Raw genomic sequence first — 25,440 nt, forward strand, 5'->3', positions numbered from 1 at the left:
GGGAAAAATGTCAAACGAGTTAACGCTGAACCAATTACAGGAAAAAGTCGATCGATATATAGGACAATATAAAGAAGGGTATTTTCCGCCTTTTGAATTAATGGCTAGGTTAACTGAAGAGATAGGGGAATTATCGCGAGAAGTACAACATGTCTATGGTCAAAAGAAGAAAAAACAATCCGAAAGTATTAATAGTATTGAGGAAGAATTAGGAGATTTATTCTTTGTAATAGTTTGTTTTGCAAATTCTCAAGGTATCCGCTTAGATGAAACATTATTAAAAGTAATTAATAAGTACGAAACGAGAGATAAAGATCGTTGGACACGAAAGGACGAGTAATATGACAATACGAGTAGCAATCGCAGGCGCGAGAGGTAAAATGGGTTCAGAAGCTGTAAAAACGGTATGTAAACATGAGGGAATGGTCTTAGTGGCTGCATTAGACTACAAACATGTAGGGGAAAGTCTTTCACAGCTTGAAATGTTTCCTCCAAATTTAGATGTACCGATTTATACAAACTTAAGTCAATTAATTACTGAGACTAACCCAGATGTATTAATTGATTTGACAAATCCTCATTCGGTTTATGAACATACGAAAGAAGCCATGTTACATAATGTTCGCACTGTAGTTGGTACTACTGGTTTTACAGATGAACAACTTGAAGAATTAAGTTTGTTAGCAAGAGAGAAAAAATGTGGTTGTATTATTGCACCAAACTTTGCAATTGGCGCTATTTTAATGATGAAATTTGCAAAAGAAGCTGCAAAATACTTACCACATGTTGAAATTATAGAATTGCATCATGATAGAAAACTGGATGCTCCTTCAGGTACAGGTAAGAAAACGGCTCAAATGATTGCTGAAGTTCGTGAAGCAAGTAAACAAGGCCATCCAAATGAGATTGAAACGATGATGGGGGCAAGAGGTGCCGACTTTGAAGGCATGCGTATACACTCAGTTCGCTTACCTGGTCTAGTTGCACACCAAGAAGTCATTTTTGGTGGTGACGGTCAAATGCTTACAATTCGCCATGACTCATTTAATCGTGAATCATTTATGAGTGGTGTAGTATTCTGTGTTGAAACTGTTATGACTATGGAAGAATTAGTTTACGGATTAGAAAACATCCTATAAGAAATGGAATGGTTGAAATGAAAATCGCATTAATAGCCCATGACCGAAAAAAAGACAGTTTAGTTGAATTTGCAATCGCCTATAAAAATATACTACAACAACACCAACTTTTTGCTACAGGTACAACAGGACAACGTATTCAAGAAGAAGTTGGCCTTCAGGTGACACGATTTCGTTCAGGTCCATTAGGTGGAGATCAACAAATCGGTGCAATGATTGCAAATAATGATATGGATATGGTGTTTTTCTTCCGAGATCCATTAACTGCACAACCACATGAACCAGATGTTACGGCATTAGTCCGTCTATGTGATGTGTATCATATTCCACTAGCTACAAATATGGGAACTGCTGAAATTCTGTTAAAAGGTTTACAAGAAGGTTTTGTAGATTGGAGATTAATCCAAGAAAGAAGGAAAGAATAGCTTTTTTTAAATCTTCTGACGGGTGTGCGCTTATATTTTGGCAACAACAAAATTGAGTGAAACTTCAAAGAGTAGAGTTTCTTTCCCACTTATATAAGTGGGAGACTACTACCCGATAATACGGGGAAAAGAAGTTATAATTACATTTATTTGATTAATTTAAATCGTTATATTGCTTAAAACAATAAATGAAGTAAATTATTAAATATTTTGTAGAGAAGGGATGAACGTCGGATGAAAAAATTAAAAATTGGTATTACATGCTATCCAACAGTAGGGGGTTCTGGTGTACTTGCAACAGAATTAGGGAAAATGCTTGCAGAACGAGGTCATGAAATTCATTTTATCACCTCGAGTGTACCATTCCGTCTAAATAAATTATATCCGAACGTATTTTTCCACGAAGTACAAGTTAATAATTACTCAGTGTTTCAATACCCGCCGTACGATTTAGCATTAGCAAGTAAAATGGCAGATGTTATTCGAGATGAAAAACTTGACGTATTACATGTACATTATGCGATCCCACATGCAGTTTGTGCAGTTCTTGCTCGTGATATGTGTGGAGAAAATATTGGAATTGTCACAACTTTACACGGAACAGATATTTCAATTTTAGGGCAAGATTCCAACCTTGCTCAAGCAATTAAGTATGGTATAGAAAAATCAGACATCGTCACAACAGTATCAAATTCTTTAAAAGAGCAAACTTATGAAATCATTGGGACAACGAAAGAAATTGAAACGGTCTATAATTTTGTAGATGAATCCGTATTTAAACCAATCGTTGATACGAATTTAAAAGAGCAACTTGGTATTGCCGAAGATGAGCGTGTGCTAATTCACGTTTCCAATTTCCGTAAAATTAAGAATTTACCGGATGTAGTGGAGACCTTCTTAAAGGTTCGAGAAGAAATGCCGGCGAAACTATTATTAGTTGGTGATGGACCGGAAAAGCAACGTGTGTTAGAACAAATACATTCTTCACCATTTAAAGACGATATTTTATTTTTAGGGAAGCAAGAAAATATAGCGGAATTATTTAGTATAAGTGATTTAAAATTATTACTTTCTGAAACGGAATCATTTGGGTTAGTTCTACTAGAAGCGTTAGCTTGTGGAGTTCCAGGAATTGGTACGAATGTTGGTGGTATTCCTGAAGTAATCGATCACGGTGTAAACGGCTTTGTCGTAAATCTTGGAGATGTGGATGAAGCAGCACAATATGCGATTGAATTATTAAAAGATGAAGAAAAATTAATCTGCTTCCGTCAAGCAGCTATTAATACAGTACAAACAAAATTCCTTGCGAAACCAATTATAGATCACTACGAACAATTATATGAGCGATTGGTGGCATTACGCGTATGAAGATAAGTGAAGATTGGGACTTTGCCATTAGAGTCATCGAAAAAATTGAAAATGCCGGATTTGAAGCGGTCATTGTCGGTGGTGCTGTTAGAGACCACTTGTTAGGAATAAAAGGTAATGATGTCGATGTAGCAACAAATGCTTTACCTAGTGAAGTAAAACGAATCTTTTCCACCACTGTCGATATTGGCATTGAACATGGCACTGTGCTAGTACTTGATGAAGGTCAACCAGTAGAAGTAACAACATATCGTACGGAAAGCGATTATAGTGATTATCGTCGGCCAGAACAAGTAATATTTGTTCGTACATTGGATAAGGATTTACAAAGACGTGATTTTACCATCAATGCAATGGCCATGACAAAAGATGGTCAAATTATTGATTTATTTGGTGGACAGCAAGATATTGAAAATGGTGTCATCCGTTCTGTAGGCGATGCAACCGTAAGATTCCGAGAAGATGCATTACGCATGCTTCGGGCAATTCGATTTAGTGCGCAATTGGATTTCACAATAGAGGAAAAAACATTAAAAGCGATACAACAAGATTGCGATCTAATAGAATTTATTGCCCATGAAAGAATAGCAATGGAATTGTCGAAGTTGTGGAAAGGCAAGAATGTGTATGGTGGCATTCAAGCTTTAGGTGAAAGTCATTTAGATAAATATTTAATTGGTAACTATAAAGCTAACGAACAGCATTGGGAAAAGTTCCATACAACAAAATCAGAAGTTGGTTGGGCATACCTTTGTCTATTAAATCGTGAAGAAATTCAAGATATTTTTGATTTTTACCGACTTTCAAATAAAGACAAAACGTTTATTCGTAATGTCATGAATGCATACAATAGCTTGTTAAAAGAATGGTCTATTATGGATTACTTTACGAATGATTTAACGATTTTAGAAACTGCCTATGATTTTGCAATTTGGCAACGACAAAACATTCCTTTTGAGAAAACAGAAATAAAACGAGTGAAGGAAAATTTAAATATTCAATCAGTAGATGAACTCGCAATTAATGGGAACCACTTAATAGAATGGACTTCTAAAAAACGGGGACCATGGATCAAAGTAGGATTAGATGCAGCAATCATAGCTGTACTGAATGGTTACGTAAAAAATGACGAACAGACGTTGAAGGAATGGTATTTAAATGAATTTACCAATGAAGGATGAAATATTAAAACGTTTTCTACTTGCAAAGGATACGCCAATTTCTGGTCAATCTCTAGCAGATGAACTGGGTATTTCTCGTACTGCAGTTTGGAAACATTTGCAAACTTTACAAGAGGAAGGCTATGTTTTTGAAACAATTAAGAAAAAGGGCTATGTATTAAAAGGTAAACCCGATAAGGTAGACCCAGCGCGGATTACCTCTTTCCTTACGACACAACGCTTTGGGCGAAATATTCAATACTTAGATGAAGTGACATCAACACAAAGCGTTGCTCACGAGTTAGCTAGAGAAGGCGTACAAGATGGGACCGTTGTGATTGCCGAAACGCAAACAATGGGGAAAGGTAGAATGGCCCGGCCTTGGGAATCTACAAAAGGAAAGGGCGTTTGGATGACGGTGGTTATTCGTCCAGATGTACCACCATCTCAAGCTCCACAATTTACTTTAGTGGCAGCAGTCGCGATTGTTAATGCAATTAAATCAGTGTGTAAAAACTTTACGCCAACGATTAAATGGCCAAACGATATCTTAATCAATGGGCGGAAATGTACAGGAATTTTAACGGAAATGCTTGCTGAAATGGATCGTGTGGAAGCATTATTAATTGGCATCGGTATTAATGCAAATCAACAGATGGAAGATTTTCCACCTGAGCTTCAAACGATTGCAACATCATTATCGATAGAAGAGCAAGCTGAAATTAATCGTCCACAACTAGTGGCAGAGTTACTAAATTATTTAGAACTTTATAGTGATCTATATATTAAGGAAGGTTTTAAACCAATCAAAGCGTTATGGGAAGAATCTTCTGGCACAATTGGAAAGCAAATAAAGGCGACTACTTTAAGAGAAGTAATCGAAGGAAAAGCAATTGGCATCACTGAAGAGGGTGTCCTTGAAATTCAGTTAGACAATGGCGAAATCAAGGGTGTTTACTCTGCGGATATTGAGATTATGTAATTTTAGCGAGGATCTTTGATTTTTTAAGATTATAGTTGTTTGAAATTTTAACTTCTACCGGTCTTTGAATGGTAGAAGTTTTTGATTTTTTTGGAGCTACTCTAGTATTGGTGAACGAGCCGCCTCCGCATTTCTAGATGTCTAGCTGCGAACGCTAGCTCTTCGACAACTTCGGGGCAGTCTGCAAGGGCAAAGAGCGCCCTTTTGCCAGCCCCTCCAGTTGTTGTCAGAGCTGAGCGAGCGTTCTTCGCATTTCTAATTGTCTAGCTGCAGCGGCTAGGCTCTCGCGACGCTTCAACTTCTCCTACGAAGGCAAAGAACGCCTTCTAGTCGAAGTCTCCAGCGCGTGTCGAGCCTGAGCGAGCCGCCTCCGCATTTCTAATTGTCTAGCTGCGAACGCTAGCTCTTCGACAACTTCGGGGCAGTCTGCAAGGGCAAAGAGCGCCCTTTTGCCAGCCCCTCCAGTTGTAGTCAGAGCTGAGCGAGCGTTCTTCGCATTTCTAATTGTCTAGCTGCGGCGGCTAGGCTCTCGCGACGCTTCAACTTCTCCTACGAAGGCAAAGAGCGCCTTCTCGTCGAAGTCTCCAGCGCGTGTCGAGCCTGAGCGAGCCGCCTCCGCATTTCTAATTGTCTAGCTGCGAACGCTAGCTCTTCGACAACTTCGGGGCAGTCTGCAAGGGCAAAGAGCGCCCTTTTGCCAACCCCTCCAGTTGTTGTCAGAGCTGAGCGAGCGTTCTCCGCATTTCTTGCTAGAAAGTACTCTATTTTTCTAAAATACTATACGTTTTCTTCAAAAATTGTTATAGTTGTTTATGGACAGTATCGGATGAACTGTACCTTCATGCAGTAACTTTTTTACAAAAAAGATCTGCCCTGATCAATTAGACAGGGACGGAAGAAAACGTTGCGTTAAAATCTTTATTTTGTATGACGCTACCCTTCTGTCCATTTTGTGATAGAAGGGTATTTTTAATGTTTTCTTCTTACGATAAGGAGGAGAAAATAGTGAAAAGTACAACAGATTTTATAAAGATGAAAGAAAGGCAAGAAAAAATCGTGATGATTACTGCCTACGATTATCCTGCTGCGAAGTTTTCTGAAGAGGCAGAGGTGGATATGATTTTAGTAGGAGATTCACTGGGCATGGTAGTGTTAGGCTATGATTCTACTATGCCAGTTACAGTGGAAGATATGATTCATCACTCAAAGGCAGTACGTCGCGGAGCAAAGGATACATTTATCGTTGTTGATATGCCATTCGGTTCTTACCATGGTGATGTAAATGAAACGTTAAAAACTGCAGTAAGAATGATGCAAGAAACGGGAGCCAATGCCTTAAAAGTAGAAGGTGCTGGAGAAGTACTAGAAGTTATTAAAAAACTTACAACTGCTGGCATTCCTGTCGTTGCTCATTTAGGATTACAACCACAACAATCGGGTGTACTAGGTGGTTATAAGGTTCAAGGTAAAACAGCTGAACAAGCTGAACAATTAATAAAAGAAGCAAAAGAAGTAGAAGCTGCAGGGGCATGTGCAGTTGTTTTAGAGTGTATTCCCCATCAACTGACAGCAGCTGTAACTGCTCAATTAACGATCCCAACAATCGGAATAGGTGCAGGTCCAGATGCGGATGGGCAAGTCCTTGTATTCCATGATTTATTACGCTATGGAAATCATCACATACCGAAGTTCGTTGAAAGTTTCTCATTTGTAGGTGACGAGGTAGATCGCGGAATTCGAGCATATACGAAAGCTGTAAAATGCAAAGCTTTCCCGACACTACGTCACAGCTTTACAATGAAGGAAGAGGAATTAACGCAAATTTATGGGGGCATCAAATAAAATGCAAGTCGTTACAACAATCCAAGAACTTAAATCAATCGTAAAAAATATAAAACAACATGGAAAAACAATCGGACTCGTGCCTACAATGGGTTATTTACATGAAGGGCATTTAACTTTAGCAAGTACATCAAAAAGCGAAAATGACTTCACTGTGATGAGTATTTTTGTTAATCCAACTCAATTTGGTCCAAGTGAAGATTTTGAATCATATCCTCGTGATTTAGAACGAGATACAAAGTTAGCTGAGTCTGTCGGAGTCGATGTAATCTTTGCACCATCCGTTGAGGAAATGTATCCAACAAATGGTGGAATTGCAATACGCGCGGGAAGACAATCGGAAATTTTGTGTGGTGCATCAAGACCTGGTCACTTTGATGGAGTACTTCAAGTCGTAACGAAATTATTCCATTTGGCAGAACCTACGAGAGCATATTTCGGTCAAAAAGATGCTCAACAAGTAGCGATTATTCAAACATTAGTGAGAGATTTTAATTTCCCATTAGAAATTCGAACTGTTCCGATTGTTCGAGAAGAAGATGGTCTTGCAAAATCTTCTCGAAATGTTTATTTATCTGAAGAAGATCGCCGACAAGCACCAGCGATTTACGAAGCATTACAAATCGCAAAGGAACATTTTTTATCCAGTGCGAATGTTGAAGAATCGATTCAATTAGCAGAAAACCATATAAATGAAAAAACATCTGGTAAGATTGATTATTTACAATTACTTTCTTATCCAGATTTAGCTGAAATCAAAAATGATACAGAACAGTTTTTACTCGCGACTGCCGTATATATTGGAAAAACTAGATTAATAGATAACATAATATTTTCAAAATAAGGGGTAACGAATATGCTTAGAATGATGATGAATAGCAAAATCCACCGTGCACAAGTGACTCAAGCAGATTTGAACTATGTTGGTTCAATCACAATTGACCAAGATATTCTTGATGCAGTGGGGATGCTACCAAATGAAAAAGTACACATAGTGAACAATAATAATGGAGCACGTTTTGAAACTTATATAATTGCTGGTGAACGTGGCAGTGGTGTAATTTGTGTTAATGGTGCAGCAGCAAGACTAGTTCAAAAAGGTGACATCGTTATTATTATTTCTTACGTGTATGTGGACAACAATGAAGCTGCAAATCATAAGCCAACCGTTGCCATTATGGGTGAAAACAACACAATTAAAGAAATGATTAGCTACGAACCTGAAGCAACAGTACTATAACTTGAAAATGTTAACATAAGTGAGGCATTCTATTGATTATTCAATAGAATGCCTTATTTTTATGTAAAAAATGTAAAACAAGATTGATTTTGTCAGTCGTACAATGCTATCGTTTGGAGTGAGGTGACGTTCATGAAGAAATTTGACTTAACGGTAATCGGTGCTGGAGCTGGTGGATATGTCGCAGCAATCCATGCAGCAAAAAGTGGATTAAAGGTTGCCATTATTGAAAAAGGAAAAGTTGGGGGAGCATGTTTTAATCTGGGATGCATTCCTTCTAAAATCATGCTTGAACATAGTAAAGTGGTACAAAAAATTCGTGAATCTGCACAATGGGGTATTACTGTACCTTCTATAGATGTTGATTTTCCTAAGTTAATGAGTCGAAAAGAAAAAATTATCCAACAGCTACTTGATGATATTCATGTGTTTATTCAAAACGCGACGATTACCTTTATCACGGGAGAAGCAAAAGTTACAAGTGATGGCAACATTACTGTAAATGGTGAACAAATCAAAACCGATCACATTATCCTTGCAACAGGTAGTAAGCCTTTTGTTCCGCCATTTAAAGGATTAGAAAATGCTAAATATCATACAACGGATACAATTTTTAATATCCGAGAGTTACCAAAGCAATTAACGATTATTGGTGGAGGCGTCATTGCAGTTGAGATGGCCTTTAGTTTAGCACCACTTGGAACAAAGGTAACCATCTTAAATCATAGTAAAGATATTTTACAAACGGAAGAGCCGGAAGCACGACCAATTATTCGTCAAAAATTGCATGATCTTGGTGTTGAACTAGTTTTAGATTTCGAATTCCAAGAAATCCGAGAAAATGAAGTGATAACATCAAGAGGTAATTATCCTTTTGAACAATTATTGTTTGCAACAGGAAGAAGACCAAATCTTGAAGTAGTAAGCGACTTAAATCTTGAGATGGATGGGCACTTTATTAAAGTGAATGATGAATATCAAACAAGTATTCCAAACATTTATGCAATCGGGGATATTATTGGAGGTTATCAATTGGCCCATGCAGCAAGTGCAGAAGGAATTCATGCAGTTGAAGCAATTCTAGGTAATCATCCAAAACCAATTGACCCAAATGCAATTCCTCGTTGTGTCTACACAAATCCAGAGATTGCTACATTTGGATTGTTAGAAGATGAAGTAGAAGAAGAGTGTATCGTTACGAAATTACCGTTCAAAACAAATCCTAAGGCGTTGATGGAAGGAAATGATGTTGGATTTATCAAGTTTATTGCATCAAAGGATCGCCACGACATTTTAGGAGCTTGTGTAGTGGGGGATGGAGCAACAGAAATACTCAATTCCATGTTGTCTGTCAAAGTCGCTGGCGGAAATGCAGATGACCTATCAAAAATCATCTTCCCACACCCTACAGTTAGTGAACACATCGGAGACGCAGCAAGAGCGGTATTCTGGAAAGCAATTCATAGTTAAAGTAGGCGTTTAAAAACGCCTACTTTTGCGACGAGGATTGTGTAACAACCGCAGGAGCAAATTCACGTGGGTAGAGAAAACTACTGTAAAGAGGCAAATTCCCTGCGCCGAGGATGGTGTCATTTTAATGCGACCACCGCAGAAGCAATATGTTCTACGACGAGGATGTGTAAACACCGCAGAAGCAATATGTTCTACGACGAGGATGTGTAAACACCGCAGAAGCAATATGTTCTACGACGAGGATGTGTAAACACCGCAGGAGCAATAAACCCTGCGACGAAGATGGTGAAAACCATCGCAGGAGCAATAATATCTGCGCCGAGGATTGTGTAACAACCGCAGGAGCAAATTTTCTTTGAAAAGGATGGTGTCATTTTAATGCGACCACCGCAGAAGCAATATGTTCTGCGACGAGGATGTGTAAACACCGCAGGAGCAATAATCCCTGCGACAAAGATGGTGAAAACCATCGCAGGAGCAATAATATCTGCGACGAGGATTGTGTAACAACCGCAGGAGCAAATTTTCTTTGAAAAGGATGGTGGCATTTTAATGCGACCACCGCAGAAGCAATACTTATATAAGTAAAGAAGGTATCCAAAGAGTTTTAACTTTTTGGATACCTTCGCTTATTTTTATAATACAAACTTTTTTGTTGCAGTTTTCAAATCGTTCGCTAATTCTTCCAATCCATTCATCATGTCAACAATTTTTTCCAATTCATTATGTTGTCCTGCAGCACTTGCAGTAACTTCTTCGGCACTTGCTGCAGATTGTTCAGATATCGCGACAACTTGTTGCATTCCTAATACAGTACTTTCTTTTTCCTCTAACATTGCTTTTAATCGATCAGTAAATTGCATGATGCGTTGTTCGATTTGAGAAGCATGATTTAATTGTTCTTTAAAAGCAACTTCTGTACTTGTCACGGAACCTCTTTGTGAGTTCAATAAACTACTACTTTTTTGAACTATACGGGAAGTTTGTTCGGCTTGTTGTAAAATGGAAGCGACGATATGTTGAACATGTTCTGTTTCACTTTGAGATTGCTCCGCTAATTTTCTTACTTCTTCTGCAACAACAGCAAAGCCTCTTCCGTGCTCACCTGCACGAGCTGCTTCAATGGATGCATTTAATGCTAATAAATTTGTTTGTGCTGTGATAGCTTGAATTGATTCCATGACTTTGTTAATGTTTTGGATTCTTTCACCCAATGTGTTCATTTGTACATCTAAATCTTCATTAACAGTCGATACATCGTTTGTTTGTTGTCGTAAGTTTTCTATTTCTTTCATTCCAAGACGGGCTTGATTGCTTGATTCTTGAATACTTACTAACATCTCATTTGAAATAACAGAAAGTTCATCAATTTTATCTCCTAATAAGGACAATTGACAATTTGATTGGTCAATTTCTGCTGATTGAACTTGTGAACCTTTTGCAATCTCTTCAATTGCTTTTGCAATTTCTTCACTACTTTGGGACATTTCTTCCATTGAACGATTCATCTGAACCGATTTTTCTAATATTAGGTCAGATGCTTTACTTACATTCCCTACAACCGTATGCATCTGTTCTCGCATATGATTGAACGCAAAACCTACTGAACCAATCTCATCATTATTTAAGCGGCTATTATCCACTTCGACTGTTAATTTCCCGGCAGCTGCCTCTTCTAAAGCAAGTTTAACCTTTTGTAAAGGCTTTAAATTTCTTGCGATAAATAGGTATGTTAACACAGCAAGAATAATGGACATGAGAATGGCAGCCCATATTGTGATATTTACGATTGAATTAAAGGTTTCGAGAATAGTTGATTTTGGAATAACCGTTTGGATGATCCATTTTGCTTCATTTTGGTCGATTTGTATAGGCGTAAAGAGTGAGAAGGCATCTTTGTTATTTAAAGCAGTATCTTTAGAATAAAAAGTTACCGTTTCACCAGATTGAATTTTTTGTGATTGTGTGTCCCATTCAGAAATTAAATCAGATATAGGTTGATTTTTTACATTTACATTTGAACTATCTGAAATAATGGTACCAGCAGGAGTGATGACACGTTGAAGGCCAGTTTCTGGAACATTTTTTGCAATTAGTTCATCAAAGAAGTCTAGGGTGAAATCTGCTAATGCAACTCCGAAAAATTGATTATTTACTATAATCGGAATCGTAGCGGTTACCATAGAGACCGTTCCATCTTTTAATTCATAGTCATATGGTTCAGTAATATAGGGTAATTGTTTTTCTTTCGGTGTTTTAAACCAGTCTTCTTCAGCAACACCTTCGATAGGCATGTTCGTAATATTATTTTCCTCTCTATATGTATACTGAGCAAAAAGATTAGAATTTTTAAGTATACTATCATCCGTCAAATCGATGTCTTTTAAATTGGCTGCATCCAAAATAATAGATACACCTAGAAAGTTTTCGTTGGAGCTTAACACTTTTTGTTGCAAATCGATTATTTGGGTAGGGTTTAACTGATTTTGAGCATATAAAGATGAAATAACATCCGATTCGGTTTTTAAAACACTAATTGTTTTTTCAAAAACTTGTTGAATTTCTTTTGATGTGGTATTACTTACAGCTTGGATATTCTCCTCACTTTGTTTTAAACTATTTCGGTAAATGATAACAGTAGAAACAGTACTATAAATCGCAAATAGTAAAACAAAGATACTAATGGTTAGTAATGATAGCTTTAACACAAGATTTTTCTGTTTTTTCATAAGGTCTCACCTACATATACATGATCTGCATAACATTTCTCTAATCAGTACAACGAAGAATTATGGTAAAAAATGTTATAATATGTTGAATATAGCACCGAATATTACTCTTGTGTTAATTAATTTTGAAATGTCAAAAAATTGTTTCAATTTAGGGCTCTGTAAATTCCACTTGTTTTTCTAAGATAATTAATATAATATATTTAGTAGGTGCCAAACCTAGTAAAGTTTATACTTTACAACTAAAGCGCTCGCATACGGCACGGATTGCCGGAGTGCTTTATTTTTATGAGCAGGGAGATGAGCCCCTGCTCTTTTTATATGAGAAAAATTTGCGTCGGTTTTAATTATAGAACAGGCGCTTTTTTGTGTTTAAGTAATGGAAATTTTACATAAAAATCAAATTTAATTATTGGGGGTAAAGCATGACCAGAGATATTTAAGTATGATAAAATCCCTTTATAATTAATTTAAATGTGAGTTGAGAAAAATGATGGAAAGTCAAAAATTTGCAATTGTTGATTTGGAAACAACAGGGCATTCACCATCCTCTGGAGATCGAATGATACAAATTGCAATCGTCATTATGAAAGATTGGTGTATTGAGAAGACTTTTACATCATTCATTCATCCAGGTAAACCAATTCCAATATTTATACAAGATTTAACAAATATTACAGATGCCGATGTGGCGAATGCTTTACCTTTTGAAGACCATGCAAATGAAATTTACGAACTATTACAAGAGGCAATTTTCGTTGCTCATAATACTGATTTTGATTTATCTTTTTTGCAATCTGAATTCATGCGTGCAGGCTTACCAAAATGGAGAGGGAAAAAAATTGATACTGTCGAACTATCAAAAATTTTATTCCCTACTTCGTTAAGTTATAAATTAGGGGATTTGGCTGCGGATTTGGACATTCCTTTAGATAATGCTCATCGCGCGGATGATGATGCAAAGGCTTGTGCTTACCTCCTAAAAAAATGTTGGGAAGAGCTTTTATCCCTTCCATTAACGACAGTTGAGCAATTGCATAAAAAGTCTTTTCAACTCAAGACAAATATTTCTCAATTGTTATTTGAAGCACTGCAAATCAAACGAAAATCCGTAGAACAAGAAAAAGAAATTATCTATTATAATCAATTGGCTTTAAAGAAACGACCAGTGAAGACAAAAGACTGCGAAAAACCCATACAATTCCCAAAAACGGTTGATGAAAAAATGGTGTTATTCCAACAACGAATCCCATCCTTTGAAGAACGTCCAGGACAATTTCAAATGATGGATGCCATTTGGGAACATTTGAATAATAAATCTGAACTTATGATTGAAGCTTCAACAGGTATCGGAAAAACGATTGGATATCTATTGCCTTCAGTTATCTATGCAAAACAAAACAATAAAAAAGTATGTATTAGCACATATACCACACATTTATTAGAGCAGCTTTTAGCTAGTGAATTACCGAAAGTGGAAAAAATACTCGGTTGTAATGTCAACGTGACCCTTTTGAAAGGAAAACAAAATTATGTGGATGTGGCGAAATTTGAGCAACTACTGAATTTACGAGATTTATCCTATGATGAGACATTAACAATCCTTCAAGTGTTAGTTTGGCTTTCAAAGACAACAACAGGAGATTTAACGGAACTAAATGTTTCGGGTGGCGGTCAGTTATTTATTGATAAAATTCGTAAAAATAATGAGAGCTCAAAGCAGCAACAAACCTTTGATTATTACGATCGTGCAATCCAAGAAAGTGAACAAGCGGATTTAATTATTACGAATCATGCTATGTTGTTGGCAGATATAGTACGTAATGAACCAATATTTGATAGTATTGATGGATGGATTATTGATGAAGCCCATCAATTTATACAAGCGGCTGTTAATCGAGATGAAACGATTTTCACCTTTACCAATTGGAAATATGTTTTTGGACAAATTGGATTATCAACAGATGAGCAGTTATTTTCCAAATTTCAAGCAGTTGCTTTAAAAAATCAACTTGTTCCGATACAACTTTTCCATCAACTGGAACGGAAATATATGAGGTTAGTGAACTTATTTGATAAAGCAATGCAAGAAATTGTTTTTCAAATGAAAGGCTTTAAACCTAAAGGTAAAGGGGAAACCAAGCAATCCGCATTTTTATCTGAACTAGTACTCGATCAAGGATTAATGAAAAGCGTTTCCCATGCTATGCAAAATTGGATTGAACTTGCCGAAAGAATTGTTGAGATTTTTAAAGGAGATATAGAACAAGTTCCCAAGCAGCACAAAATCGTAGTAGAGCAGTGGGAATATTGGATTCGAGAATACAAAATCAAAGTTGCAGAATGGGATGAAGTATTCCTACAGCAAAGTACAGAATACTCGTCATGGATTGAAATTGATGTACGTAATCTACCAGGTAGTATTCGGGTTATCAAGAAACCAATTGATATTACTAATACAATCCAGCACTTATTAAACCCAATTCGGGAGAAAGCTGCTATTATTTGGACATCTGGTTCGCTCTCAGTTCCAAATAATGAACGATTTATTGCAGATCAATTAGGGATAAATAGAAGTGTGCCTTTATTAACACTTCAAGCGCCAACTCAATATTACAAAGGTGCTCAAGCATATATCGTGACAGACATGCCAGATATTCAAGCCGTTTCCCAGACAGACTTTATTGAATCGGTTGCACTAGCAATCACTAGAATCGTTCGTGCTACAAATGGACGTTGCTTTGTTTTATTTACATCTCAAGACATGTTAAGGAAAACCGTTGAACTTATTCAAGAAAGTGAACTGTTACACGATTATATGTTGTTTGCTCAAGGGGTAACGAATGGAAGTCGAATGAGGTTATTAAAAGCCTTCCAAAAGTTTAGTCATTCTGTATTATTTGGGACAAACAGCTTTTGGGAAGGAGTAGACGTACCGGGAGAAACCTTATCTTCGGTAATCGTTGTACGTTTACCATTCTCTTCTCCGGACGAGCCTACCTTCAAAGCAAAATCGTTGTTAATTCAACAACAAGGACGGAATGCCTTTACGGAATTATCATTGCCAGAAGCAATATTACGTTTTAAACAAGGGTTTGGACGACTAATCCGATCTTCCCAAGATAAGGGTGTTTTTATTGTCCTTGACCGACGAATTGAATCAAAGTCATATGGAGTAGAATTTTTAAAATCATTACCGAAAATTTCTATTCAAAAACTACCTCTACAAGATATGGTTTTAGAGGTTGAACATTGGTATAATAACAAAGATGAGGAAAGAAAGCAGGTTGACGAAAATGATAAGTAAGAAACAAACGAATATGAAGGTGATTCGATGAAAAACTGGATAATTTTCATTTCGGTTTTTTTACTTTCATTGATCCTGGCCATTTCAATCTTCGTAATATGGAAAGCCGATACACCATTTAATAAAATTGAGAAGCAAGCAGAGGAATTAGCAATCTCTTCTGGAAAGCTTACAAAAGTGTCTGATAGCTACGTTTACAATGGTAATAAACCGTATGTTACTATTTTCGGGGAAGATGAAAATGGTAAAGAAAAAGCATTATTTGTTCCGGTCAGCTTAGAAGAGAACTCGATTCAGGAAGTATTTTTGCAAGACGGTATTACTAAGGAACAAGCTTTATCGGTCTTAAATAATGAAGAGAAAGTAAAAGAAATCCTCCATACGAAATTAGGCTATGAGGAAGTCGGTCCAGTTTGGGAAATCACCTATATGAACGAGTCCGAAAAACTAAATTACGTCTACATTGTTTTTGAAGATGGAGAATGGTGGAAACGCATTTTGAATTTATAAGGGGAAGATGAAACAATGAAAAATCTACTAGCCAAACGTGTAAAAACATTAACACCATCAACAACATTAGCGATTACTGCAAAAGCAAAAGCGTTAAAAGACCAAGGCATTGATGTAATTGGTCTTGGTGCAGGTGAACCAGATTTTAATACACCACAAAACATTCTGGATGCTGCTTTAGATTCAATGAATAAAGGATTAACAAAATATACTCCATCAGGCGGACTTCCTGTATTAAAACAGGCAATTATCGATAAATTAGTACGTGATAATCAATTAGAGTATAAACAAAATGAAATCATCGTTGGTATCGGTGCGAAACATGTGCTTTATACTTTATTCCAAGTAATTTTAGATGAAGGCGATGAAGTAATTATCCCGATTCCTTACTGGGTATCATATCCTGAGCAAGTAAAACTAGCTGGCGGTGTACCTGTGTATGTAGAAAGTGATGCTTCTCAAAACTTCAAAATTACAGCAGCTCAATTACGCGAAGCAATTACTGACAAAACAAAAGCAGTGATTATCAACTCTCCAAGTAACCCATCTGGAATGGTTTATACACGTGAAGAACTTGCTGAAATCGCTGCGGTTGCAGTTGAACACGATATTTTAATCGTATCAGATGAAATTTATGAAAAGCTTTTATACAATGGAGTAGAACATTTTTCTATTGCTCAACTTTCTGAAGAAGTGAAAGCTCGTACAATTGTCGTAAACGGTGTGGCAAAATCCCACTCTATGACAGGATGGCGTATTGGTTATGCAGCTGGGGATGCAAACATTATTAAAGCAATGACTGACTTAGCATCTCATTCAACATCAAACCCTACGACAACTGCTCAATATGCAACAGTTGAAGCATATAATGGACCACAAGATTCTGTTGAAGAAATGCGTCAAGCATTTGAATCTCGTTTAGAAGTAATCTATCCAAAACTTAGTGCAATTCCTGGGTTTAAAGTGTTAAAACCTCAAGGTGCTTTCTATCTATTACCAGATGTTTCAGAAGCAGCTGCTAAAACTGGATATGATTCAGTAGACGAATTCGCTACAGCTTTACTTACTGAAGCAAATGTTGCAGTAATACCAGGTTCAGGCTTTGGTGTTCCATCGACTATTCGTTTAAGTTATGCAACTTCTTTAGAATTATTAGAAGAAGCGGTTAAACGAATGGACAACTTTGTAAGAACAAAATGGCAAGACTAATTTTAAAGAAACTATAAAGAGTTCTTAATGTATTGGCGCTTGGTTTGCTTTTTCTATAAAACAATTCCAACGCGCCTTTACCTTTTTAGAAGATTCATCGTTGTATTCCTTATGTTTATTGCATAGAAGGGATTATATTACATAGTGGTCAAGTTGGACTAGACAGCGCCTGAATCTGGACAATACTAATATTGTTGGAGGAACAATATGAAAAAAATTATGATTAAAGACATGCCATCATCTATTGGCGAAACAGTAAAAATAGGTGTTTGGCTAGCAAACAAGCGTTCAAGTGGAAAAATTGCATTCTTACAATTACGTGATGGTTCTGGTTTTGTACAGGGCGTAATCGTTAAAGAAGAAGTAGGGGAAGAACTATTTGCAACTGCAAAAGGTTTGACACAAGAAACATCGATGTATGTAACAGGTGTTGTAAAGGAAGATACACGTTCTAGCTTTGGTTGTGAATTAGCTATTACGGACATTGAAGTGATTCATGCTGCAGTGGATTATCCAATTACACCAAAAGAACATGGTGTCGAATTCTTAATGGATAATCGTCATTTATGGCTACGTTCTCGTAAACAACATGCCATTATGAAAATTCGCAATGAAGTCATTCGTGCTACTTATGAATTTTTCAACAATAACGGGTTTGTAAAGATTGACCCTCCGATTTTAACAGGTTCAGCACCAGAAGGAACTTCAGAGCTTTTCCACACAAAATATTTTGATGAAGATGCTTATCTTTCACAATCTGGTCAGTTATACATGGAAGCTGCTGCAATGGCATTAGGGAAAGTATTCTCCTTTGGGCCAACCTTCCGTGCAGAAAAATCAAAAACACGTCGTCATTTAATTGAGTTTTGGATGATTGAACCAGAAATGGCTTTCGTTGAATTTGAAGAAAATTTAGAAGTACAAGAACAATACGTTTCGTATATCGTTCAATCGGTATTACAAAATTGCAAAATGGAATTAGAGCGTCTTGGCCGAGATACATCGAAGCTTGAAAATATCAAAGCGCCATTCCCACGTATTACGTATGATGATGCGATTAAATTCTTACACGAAAAAGGATTTACGGATATCAATTGGGGAGACGACTTCGGTGCACCTCACGAAACAGCAATCGCCGAGCATTATGATAAACCAGTATTTATTACATGCTACCCAACTGGAATTAAACCGTTCTATATGCAACCTCATCCAGAAAGAGAAGATGTTGTATTATGCGCGGACTTAATCGCTCCAGAAGGTTATGGTGAGATTATCGGTGGTTCAGAACGTATCCATGACTTCGAACTTCTTAAACAACGTATCCAAGAACATAACTTAGATGAAGAAGCTTATGCATGGTATTTAGATTTACGTAAACAAGGTTCAGTTCCACACTCTGGATTCGGCTTAGGTTTAGAAAGAACTGTTGCGTGGATCAGTGGTGCAGAACACGTACGTGAATGTATCCCATTCCCTCGTTTATTAAATCGACTTTATCCATAAAATAAAACTTTAAAAAGCGTCCGTTTATACGGGCGTTTTCCTTTAAATAGGAATTTATTTTCAGAGAGCTGAACCTACTTAGGGAATTTTGGAAGTACTTGTTTTTCTGATGCTGATGAAGGTTATATTCTAGTGAAAATCCGGTCAAATTGGTCTTCATAAGTGTAATGAGGGACAATACTTAGCGGGAATTCGATGGAATAGTCTTGATAAGGTTGATGAAAACCAAAACTGAAAGAAAATTTGTTTAAAATGGTCTTCATAAGCGTAATGAAGGACAAAACTGAAAGAAAATCCGTTTGGAATGGTCTTCATAAGGCAGATGAAGGACAAAACTGACTGAAAATCCGTTTGAAATGGACTTCATAAGGTTGATGAAGGACAAAGCTGAACGAAAATCCATGTGAAATGGTCTTCATAAGGTAGATGAAGGACAAAACTGACTGAAAATCCCTTTGGAATGGTCTTCATAGGGCAGATGAAGGATAAAACTGAATGAAAATTTGCTTGGAATGGTCTTCATAAGGCGGATGAAGGACAAAACTGACTGAAAACCCGTTTGAAATGGACTTCATAAGGTTGATGAAGGACAAAACTGAGCGAAAAACCAGTAGAAATGGTCTTCATAAGGCAGATAAAGGACAAAACTGAACGAAAATCTGTTTATAATGGTCTTCATAAGGCGGATGAAGGACAAAACTGAATGAAAACCCGTTTGAAATGGACTTCATAAGGTAGATGAAGGACAAAACTGATTGAAAATCCGGTTGAAATGGTCTTCATAAGGTAGATGAAGGACAAAACTGAATGAAAACCCGTTTGAAATGGTCTTCATAAGGTTGATGAAGGACAAAACTGAGCGGAAAACCAGTAGAAATGGTCTTCATAAGGCGGATGAAGGATAAAACTGAACGAAAATCCATTCAAAATGGTATTCATAAGCATGATGAAACACAAATTAAACAATAAATCTATCGAACTTGTTTTTATCAGTATTTTGAAATCAGTTCTCAACCCAAAACCCGTAATAGATGAATTTTCTCAAAAGAAAGGAGTCTTATTATGAATGCAAAAAATCAACGACTCCGTATGTGGTCAGAGCAAGTGCATGTAAACGTACCTCAACTTTTTTTTCAACACTATAAGGCATTAAAAATACCTGATGACGAAGCACTTCTTCTACTCCATCTGCTTGCTTTTCATACAGAGCAAAATGATTTCCCTACTCCTGCTGATCTGTCGGAAAGGCTCCATTTTAACGAAAATGATATAACTCTAAAATTACAAAGATTAATTCAAAAAGGGTTTTTAGAAATAACTCAAGGCATTGATGCACACGGTAAATTGTATGAGAAATATTCGATATATCCATTATGGGAAAGAATTTTAGATTATATTGAAACGTCTACTAGAAATCAAGAACAAGAGGAAGAAAAGAACGAAGAGGGAGCTATTTTTTCTCTTTTTGAACAGGAATTTGGACGATTGCTATCACCAATGGAAATCGAAACAATTTCCATGTGGATCGATGTAGACCGCCATTCACCAAGTATTATTAAAGCAGCTTTAAAAGAAGCTGTTTTAGCTGGTAAAATATCATTACGATATATCGATCGTATTTTATTTGAATGGAAAAAGAAAAATATTACTTCTGTAAAGCAAGTAGAAAAACATACGGAACAATTCCATCAAAAAACAACTACAGTACAACCAAAACCACAAGCAGAACCAATACAGAAAAAAGTACCTTTCTATAACTGGTTAGAAGAAAGGGAATAAATTTGAAACAGGGGTGAGATCAATGCTTACAAAAAAACAATGGGAACATTGCTTAGAAGAAATGGACAAGATGTTTCCGGATGCACATTGTGAGCTTGTACACGATAACCCGTTTGAGTTAACAATTGCAACACTATTGTCAGCACAATGTACTGATGTTCTCGTTAACAAAGTAACGAAAGATTTATTTAAAAAATATAAAACACCAGAAGATTATCTAGCAGTATCATTGGAAGAATTGCAAAATGATATTCGTTCCATTGGACTATATCGCAATAAAGCTAAAAATATTCAAGCTTTATGTGAAAAGCTCATCAAAGAATTTAATGGTGAAATTCCTCAGACTCGCGAACAGTTAGTCACTTTACCGGGAGTAGGTCGTAAAACTGCAAATGTCGTTTTATCTGTAGCCTTTGACATACCAGCACTAGCAGTCGACACCCATGTTGAACGAGTGTCAAAACGGCTTGGCTTATGTCGGTTAAAAGACACAGTTCTTGAAGTAGAAGAGACGATTATGAAAAAGACGCCAATTGAAAAATGGTCGAAAACTCATCATCAATTAATCTTCTTTGGTCGATATCATTGTAAAGCTCAAAACCCTCAATGCGGCGAATGTCCTCTTCTTGATCTTTGTAGGGAAGGTCAAAAAAGGCTGAAAAGAGGTTTGGTGAAACAATGATACTAGTGAATAAACAAGCTATCCAAAAAGAAAAAGTGGACCCATATTTTGAACAATGGGAACAATTAAGTACATTAATTCATGAAGCGCATTCTGAACGGAATAATCAAGCAAGGCCATTAATGGAGCAGGGAATTGCTCTCTTTGAAAAATGTGTCCTTGATTGTTCAGAAACCCATGAAAAGACGATGAAAGAAAACGAGCAATATGAAGTGTTACCGATCAACGGAATGGAGCGCATATTATTTATTAAAGCTCGACCTGCTCAATATGCATGTTATCGACAATTAGATGAGCTGTTTAAAGAATTGAAAAAACGTCTTGCTCGTCTTCGAATCAAATAAGAAAAGGGATTATCATTGGTGTAATGATAATCCCTTTTTTACGTATTTAGCTTAATTCAAACCGCTTCCGCTTTTCGAATCTATTCAGTTTCCGGAGCGGTTGGATTTGTTGGTGGTACTACTTCACCTTGATTTTCACCTGGTCCAAACCAATCTTCAAAATCATCATCTTCATTATTTCCATTACCTTGGCCATTTCCATGACCATTGTTTCCGCCGTTATTATTGTTTCCACCGTTATTATTGTTACCGTTGTTGCCATTACCGTTTCCGTTTCCATTATTGCCGTTGTTGAAGTCATCACCAAATTCTCCTTCAGGTGTTTCAACTTCTGGCACTTCAACTGCTTGATCAACATAGATTGATACGGAAGCAGGGTCACTACGTAAGTCACCGGAAACCGCTACAACAGAGAATGTGTAGTTTTTACCTGGTTCGATATTTGACAATGTGATTTGATTACCCGTAATTGTATCAACAACAACTGGTGCGCCATTATCAACTGCCATCGAAACTTCAAAGCTCACATCTGACGGAGCATTTTCATCATCAGATTCTGGAAGTGAATATTCCCAAGTTAAATCTACTAAACCGCCACCGTCATTATAATTCGCTTTTAAATTTGTTGGCGCATTTAAAGTTTGTGCTTCATATTCCTCAGAAACTTGTGTTGGTTCTGTACCTTTCACAAATAATTCTGTTTGGCGTAATTCAGCTGGCGTAAATTCACTCGCTAATTTTAATGGATTTGACCCAACTTCAATTGTTGCTTCGACTACTGAACTTGGTTTTGTAAAGTTCGGTGTTTCTACATTCGCTGAAATTTGAGACATAATCGACTTAAATAATGTTTGTGGTAATCGACGCTCATCCCACGTTGTAATAGGTTCTGAGTAATTCGAGTAACCACTCCAAATCGCGATTGAATAATTTGTCGTATAACCCGCAAACCAAGAATCTGGAACGGCACTACTTGGTAAATTAAATTGTTCGAAATCTTTCGTATCATAGTTTGTTGTACCAGTCTTACCAGCAATATCAAGTCCTGAAACAGCGGCAGCAGTACCAGATGCGTTTCGTTTGCTACTCACAACATCTCGTAAAATGTCTGTTACCATATAGGCAGTATAGTCATTCATTGCAACTACTGGTTCAGTTTTATAAGATTTCTTAGAACCATCACGGAATACGATTTCTTTGATTGATTTCGGTTTATTATAAATCCCGTTATTTCCAAAGGCAGCGTAAGAAGCTGACATTTGGACTGGAGTTAATCGAATATTACCTCCACCAATCGCATCGGATTCGTAAACATTTTCTACATCGATACCTAGTTTAGATATGAATTGTTTTGCAGTATCCGTACCAACTTCTTGTAAAGCTTTTACAGCTGGTACGTTTCGAGAAGTATATAAAGCTTCGCGAATTGTCATTGCACCTAAATATTTATTATCCCAGTTTGAAATTATTTTGTCAGAACCAGTATAGGACATTCTTTCATCAACAATTGTTTGACCAGTTGACCATTTTAAGTTTTCAATTGCTGGTCCATAATCTAAAAGTGGCTTAATTGTCGAACCAGGTGAACGTTTCTTTAAGTCGTATGCATAGTTAAATCCACGTTCTGCACCATAATTTCGTCCACCACCAATTGCACGAATTTCCCCAGTTTTTGTATCAATTACTGAAACACCTGATTGGATTGTTTCAGTAGGGAAGTTACTTGGGTTGTTCATAACGTCTTCTACTACTGATTGTGCATTCGGATCTAATGTTGTATAAACTTTAACCCCTTCAGAAAGTGCATCGCCGTCACCATTTGCTTCGATTTCACTTAACACTACATCTAAAAATGCATCATATTTTGTACCAGCAATTGCTTGGCGTTCTTCTTCTGGAAGTAATCGAGAAGTGACATCTATTTTCTTTGCCTCTTCCGCTTCTTTTTCAGAAATTTTGTCGTGTAAAACCATCAAATCGAGTACTAGGTCACGACGTTGTTGAGCGCGTTCTGGGTTACGGAACGGATTGTAATTGTTTGGACTTTGAGGCATACCAGCTAAAAGTGCCATTTCGTCCAATTCAAGTTCATCTAATTCCTTACCGAAGAAGTGTTTTGAAGCTGTTGCAATACCGTGTATGCGTCCAGACATTAAGATTTTATTAAAGTACATTTCAAAAATTTCTTCTTTAGAATATTGCTGTTCAAGTTGAATAGCTAACCATGCTTCTTGTGCTTTACGTTTTAACGTTTTACCGTTATCGAAGAATGAGTTTTTAATAACCTGTTGGGTAATTGTACTACCACCTTGTGCACCAAATCCATGACGGAAGTTGGCTAAAACGGCACTAGCAGTACGCCAAACATCGATACCAAAATGTTTAAAGAAGCGTGAATCTTCTGTTGCTAAAACGGCATCTACTAAACCTTGTGGAATTTCATCATAGGTTACATATTTACGATCGATTGTACCGGTCGTTGCAAAGAGTTCACCATTAATATCGTAGAATTCTGATGATACTGGGTCTTTTAATGCTTCTTCATCTAAATCGGGTGCAGAACTTGCATAAACAGCAAATAAACCTACACCACCTAGAAACCCTACTACACCAACGATGACTACAATCATTAAAATCCTTTTAATCCATGTCATAATAGGCTTTTTTTGTGCTTTTTTTTGTTTTTCGCGTTGACGTTTTAATTCTTCACGCGTACGACGTTTCTCTGTCAAGATAATCTCCTCACTTTAACAAACTATCATTCTTCGTTTGCTATTAAATTTGGTATTACGGATAAATAATCAATTCTTGGGTTGTAACCTGGTGTTATTTCAAAGGTTTCAGTTTCAAAGACTTTTAGTGGAATTGATTTACGACCACCTTGCTCCATTGTTGTCCACGCTTCACATAGAATGTCGAAAGGAACGACAAAATATCGATCCAAAGACGAAAAGCGTACAATCATAAAGGCGATTCCTTTTTGATTTGTCACTTGTTTCATATGCGTTACTTGGTGTTGGTGAATATTTTTTAATGGAAAAGAGGTTTTATTCTCCGTTTCCTTCGCCTCAAAATCAATATAATAACCATTCCAAACGCCATTATAATCCGTGGTTGATGGTGTTCTGAAATAAGCTTCCCGAATAACCGCAGCACTCCTTGATGGATACTCTACTTTAACGATTTGTACGGGAACAGGTTTCTTATGGATAATGGCTTTTTGTTGATTGAGATAATAGATATTTGTTTCATTTATTTCATCTTCAAGGGTTTTCCCCCGGTTACTAAAAGATAGGTCTTTCTCCTTTTTCACTACATTCTTTTCATTTGTAATTTCATTAGTTCTTGGCCTAAATCGCTTGCCGTTCGGATAATTAAACACCATGAAATCACCTCTTGAAAATGATATTTTACCATTTGACTATATCATAGAATTATAGCGAAAATTTTCTTGTTTTAGCATCCTATGTCTAGTTTTGACAAGTCGAAAGGAGTTTAACAATTAATAGTGAATTTTACAGTCAAGGGAGGAATGACAATGAATCGAATTCAAAAGCTTATTTCGCAAATTGACTGTGTTGATCAAATGATGACGGCTAAAATTGATAATGAACGTGCTTTCATTCACGACCAAATTTTTTCTCGTCTCGGTACCACTTATCAAAAAATAAGCTTAGCAGAAAAGCAATTCCATGTAAAGAATGCGTGTTCCCCTATTACTAGTGAAATAGTTTAATTTTTGATA

The 25,440-nt window shown here is 36.7% G+C and carries 21 protein-coding genes; 18 read left to right on the forward strand and 3 right to left on the reverse strand.

From position 1 onward, the window contains the following. The first annotated feature begins 7 nt into the window (after nt 1-7). The 10 genes from NKR20_RS06085 to lpdA all read left to right on the forward strand — a co-directional run bounded on the left by NKR20_RS06085 (nt 8) and on the right by lpdA (nt 9,629). Complete coding sequence (locus tag NKR20_RS06085; RefSeq protein ID WP_253424463.1) at nt 8-340, forward strand: nucleotide pyrophosphohydrolase; 333 nt, start codon at nt 8-10, stop codon at nt 338-340. Nucleotide 341: 1 nt separating this feature from the next. After that, nucleotides 342-1,139 (forward strand): 4-hydroxy-tetrahydrodipicolinate reductase, encoded by a 798-nt coding sequence (gene dapB, locus NKR20_RS06090; RefSeq protein WP_121214712.1) that lies wholly within the window; start codon nt 342-344, stop codon nt 1,137-1,139. Between the two features lie 17 nt (nt 1,140-1,156). Continuing rightward, nucleotides 1,157-1,564, forward strand: coding sequence for a methylglyoxal synthase (gene mgsA, locus NKR20_RS06095; protein ID WP_253424466.1), 408 nt, complete (start codon nt 1,157-1,159; stop codon nt 1,562-1,564). 234 nt (nt 1,565-1,798) lie between these two features. Beyond that, the gene (bshA, locus tag NKR20_RS06100; RefSeq protein ID WP_253424469.1) at nt 1,799-2,935 is read left to right on the forward strand and encodes an N-acetyl-alpha-D-glucosaminyl L-malate synthase BshA; all 1,137 of its coding nucleotides are present in this window, start codon (nt 1,799-1,801) and stop codon (nt 2,933-2,935) included. Continuing rightward, complete coding sequence (locus NKR20_RS06105) at nt 2,932-4,116, forward strand: CCA tRNA nucleotidyltransferase (protein ID WP_253424472.1); 1,185 nt, start codon at nt 2,932-2,934, stop codon at nt 4,114-4,116. The genes bshA and NKR20_RS06105 overlap by 4 nt, the downstream gene beginning before the upstream one ends. Continuing rightward, nucleotides 4,094-5,077 (forward strand): biotin--[acetyl-CoA-carboxylase] ligase, encoded by a 984-nt coding sequence (locus NKR20_RS06110; RefSeq protein ID WP_253424475.1) that lies wholly within the window; start codon nt 4,094-4,096, stop codon nt 5,075-5,077. The genes NKR20_RS06105 and NKR20_RS06110 overlap by 23 nt, the downstream gene beginning before the upstream one ends. A 1,005-nt stretch (nt 5,078-6,082) precedes the next feature. Next, nucleotides 6,083-6,919: a 3-methyl-2-oxobutanoate hydroxymethyltransferase gene (panB, locus tag NKR20_RS06115; protein ID WP_253424479.1), complete on the forward strand. Its 837-nt coding sequence runs from the start codon at nt 6,083-6,085 to the stop codon at nt 6,917-6,919. A 1-nt stretch (nt 6,920) separates the two neighbouring features. Next, on the forward strand, nt 6,921-7,763 hold the full coding sequence (gene panC / locus NKR20_RS06120; RefSeq protein ID WP_253424482.1) for a pantoate--beta-alanine ligase: 843 nt from the start codon (nt 6,921-6,923) through the stop codon (nt 7,761-7,763). A gap of 12 nt (nt 7,764-7,775) precedes the next feature. After that, nucleotides 7,776-8,159 (forward strand): aspartate 1-decarboxylase, encoded by a 384-nt coding sequence (panD, locus tag NKR20_RS06125; RefSeq protein ID WP_121216032.1) that lies wholly within the window; start codon nt 7,776-7,778, stop codon nt 8,157-8,159. 132 nt (nt 8,160-8,291) lie between these two features. Then, a complete protein-coding gene (gene lpdA / locus NKR20_RS06130; protein WP_253424484.1) occupies nt 8,292-9,629 on the forward strand; it encodes a dihydrolipoyl dehydrogenase in 1,338 nt (445 codons plus the stop codon). A 638-nt stretch (nt 9,630-10,267) separates the two neighbouring features. Here the strand turns inward: lpdA and NKR20_RS06135 are convergent. Then, nucleotides 10,268-12,361 (reverse strand): methyl-accepting chemotaxis protein, encoded by a 2,094-nt coding sequence (locus NKR20_RS06135; protein ID WP_253424487.1) that lies wholly within the window; start codon nt 12,359-12,361, stop codon nt 10,268-10,270. 490 nt (nt 12,362-12,851) lie between these two features. Between NKR20_RS06135 and dinG the strand changes: the two genes are divergently transcribed. From dinG to NKR20_RS06170, 7 genes are all read left to right on the forward strand, one after another. Beyond that, nucleotides 12,852-15,668, forward strand: coding sequence for an ATP-dependent DNA helicase DinG (gene dinG / locus NKR20_RS06140; protein WP_253424490.1), 2,817 nt, complete (start codon nt 12,852-12,854; stop codon nt 15,666-15,668). A 27-nt stretch (nt 15,669-15,695) separates the two neighbouring features. After that, entirely contained in the window at nt 15,696-16,178 is a 483-nt protein-coding gene (locus NKR20_RS06145) for a cell wall elongation regulator TseB-like domain-containing protein (protein ID WP_121214558.1), read from the forward strand. Nucleotides 16,179-16,193: 15 nt separating this feature from the next. Next, a complete protein-coding gene (locus NKR20_RS06150) occupies nt 16,194-17,387 on the forward strand; it encodes a pyridoxal phosphate-dependent aminotransferase (RefSeq protein ID WP_121214557.1) in 1,194 nt (397 codons plus the stop codon). Between the two features lie 219 nt (nt 17,388-17,606). Then, the gene (asnS, locus tag NKR20_RS06155) at nt 17,607-18,890 is read left to right on the forward strand and encodes an asparagine--tRNA ligase (protein WP_414674156.1); all 1,284 of its coding nucleotides are present in this window, start codon (nt 17,607-17,609) and stop codon (nt 18,888-18,890) included. A gap of 1,062 nt (nt 18,891-19,952) precedes the next feature. Further along, entirely contained in the window at nt 19,953-20,669 is a 717-nt protein-coding gene (locus tag NKR20_RS06160; RefSeq protein WP_121214555.1) for a DnaD domain-containing protein, read from the forward strand. Between the two features lie 22 nt (nt 20,670-20,691). Then, a complete protein-coding gene (nth, locus tag NKR20_RS06165) occupies nt 20,692-21,351 on the forward strand; it encodes an endonuclease III (protein ID WP_253424493.1) in 660 nt (219 codons plus the stop codon). Further along, a complete protein-coding gene (locus tag NKR20_RS06170) occupies nt 21,348-21,695 on the forward strand; it encodes a YpoC family protein (RefSeq protein ID WP_301285899.1) in 348 nt (115 codons plus the stop codon). Before nth ends, NKR20_RS06170 begins: the two co-directional genes overlap by 4 nt. A gap of 80 nt (nt 21,696-21,775) precedes the next feature. On the opposite strand, the gene NKR20_RS06175 is transcribed toward NKR20_RS06170, so the two are convergent. Both NKR20_RS06175 and recU read right to left on the reverse strand, forming a co-directional pair. Further along, nucleotides 21,776-24,427 carry a PBP1A family penicillin-binding protein gene (locus NKR20_RS06175; RefSeq protein ID WP_253424495.1) on the reverse strand — a complete coding sequence of 884 codons (2,652 nt, stop codon included), beginning with the start codon at nt 24,425-24,427 and terminating at the stop codon, nt 21,776-21,778. 26 nt (nt 24,428-24,453) lie between these two features. Beyond that, entirely contained in the window at nt 24,454-25,080 is a 627-nt protein-coding gene (gene recU / locus NKR20_RS06180) for a Holliday junction resolvase RecU (RefSeq protein WP_253424498.1), read from the reverse strand. A 153-nt stretch (nt 25,081-25,233) separates the two neighbouring features. Here recU and NKR20_RS06185 point away from each other — a divergent pair, with 153 nt between their 5' ends. Next, nucleotides 25,234-25,431 (forward strand): endonuclease, encoded by a 198-nt coding sequence (locus NKR20_RS06185; RefSeq protein ID WP_121214552.1) that lies wholly within the window; start codon nt 25,234-25,236, stop codon nt 25,429-25,431. Nucleotides 25,432-25,440 lie beyond the last annotated feature (9 nt).

Origin of the sequence: Ureibacillus endophyticus (assembly GCF_024159215.1) — a bacterium.
Taxonomy (GTDB): Bacteria; Bacillota; Bacilli; order Bacillales_A; family Planococcaceae; genus Ureibacillus; species Ureibacillus endophyticus.

Bases quoted from the DNA above. Each gene is read 5' to 3' on its own strand.
- NKR20_RS06185 (WP_121214552.1), top strand. From the start codon at position 25,234: ATGAATCGAATTCAAAAGCTTATTTCGCAAATTGACTGTGTTGATCAA.
- asnS (WP_414674156.1), top strand. From the start codon at position 17,607: ATGATTAAAGACATGCCATCATCTATTGGCGAAACAGTAAAAATAGGT.
- NKR20_RS06170 (WP_301285899.1), top strand. From the start codon at position 21,348: ATGATACTAGTGAATAAACAAGCTATCCAAAAAGAAAAAGTGGACCCA.
- NKR20_RS06085 (WP_253424463.1), top strand. From the start codon at position 8: ATGTCAAACGAGTTAACGCTGAACCAATTACAGGAAAAAGTCGATCGA.
- NKR20_RS06105 (WP_253424472.1), top strand. From the start codon at position 2,932: ATGAAGATAAGTGAAGATTGGGACTTTGCCATTAGAGTCATCGAAAAA.
- dinG (WP_253424490.1), top strand. From the start codon at position 12,852: ATGATGGAAAGTCAAAAATTTGCAATTGTTGATTTGGAAACAACAGGG.
- dapB (WP_121214712.1), top strand. From the start codon at position 342: ATGACAATACGAGTAGCAATCGCAGGCGCGAGAGGTAAAATGGGTTCA.
- lpdA (WP_253424484.1), top strand. From the start codon at position 8,292: ATGAAGAAATTTGACTTAACGGTAATCGGTGCTGGAGCTGGTGGATAT.
- NKR20_RS06110 (WP_253424475.1), top strand. From the start codon at position 4,094: ATGAATTTACCAATGAAGGATGAAATATTAAAACGTTTTCTACTTGCA.
- panC (WP_253424482.1), top strand. From the start codon at position 6,921: ATGCAAGTCGTTACAACAATCCAAGAACTTAAATCAATCGTAAAAAAT.
- panD (WP_121216032.1), top strand. From the start codon at position 7,776: ATGCTTAGAATGATGATGAATAGCAAAATCCACCGTGCACAAGTGACT.
- NKR20_RS06135 (WP_253424487.1), bottom strand. From the start codon at position 12,361: ATGAAAAAACAGAAAAATCTTGTGTTAAAGCTATCATTACTAACCATT.
- mgsA (WP_253424466.1), top strand. From the start codon at position 1,157: ATGAAAATCGCATTAATAGCCCATGACCGAAAAAAAGACAGTTTAGTT.
- NKR20_RS06160 (WP_121214555.1), top strand. From the start codon at position 19,953: ATGAATGCAAAAAATCAACGACTCCGTATGTGGTCAGAGCAAGTGCAT.
- bshA (WP_253424469.1), top strand. From the start codon at position 1,799: ATGAAAAAATTAAAAATTGGTATTACATGCTATCCAACAGTAGGGGGT.
- NKR20_RS06145 (WP_121214558.1), top strand. From the start codon at position 15,696: ATGAAAAACTGGATAATTTTCATTTCGGTTTTTTTACTTTCATTGATC.
- nth (WP_253424493.1), top strand. From the start codon at position 20,692: ATGCTTACAAAAAAACAATGGGAACATTGCTTAGAAGAAATGGACAAG.
- NKR20_RS06150 (WP_121214557.1), top strand. From the start codon at position 16,194: ATGAAAAATCTACTAGCCAAACGTGTAAAAACATTAACACCATCAACA.
- recU (WP_253424498.1), bottom strand. From the start codon at position 25,080: ATGGTGTTTAATTATCCGAACGGCAAGCGATTTAGGCCAAGAACTAAT.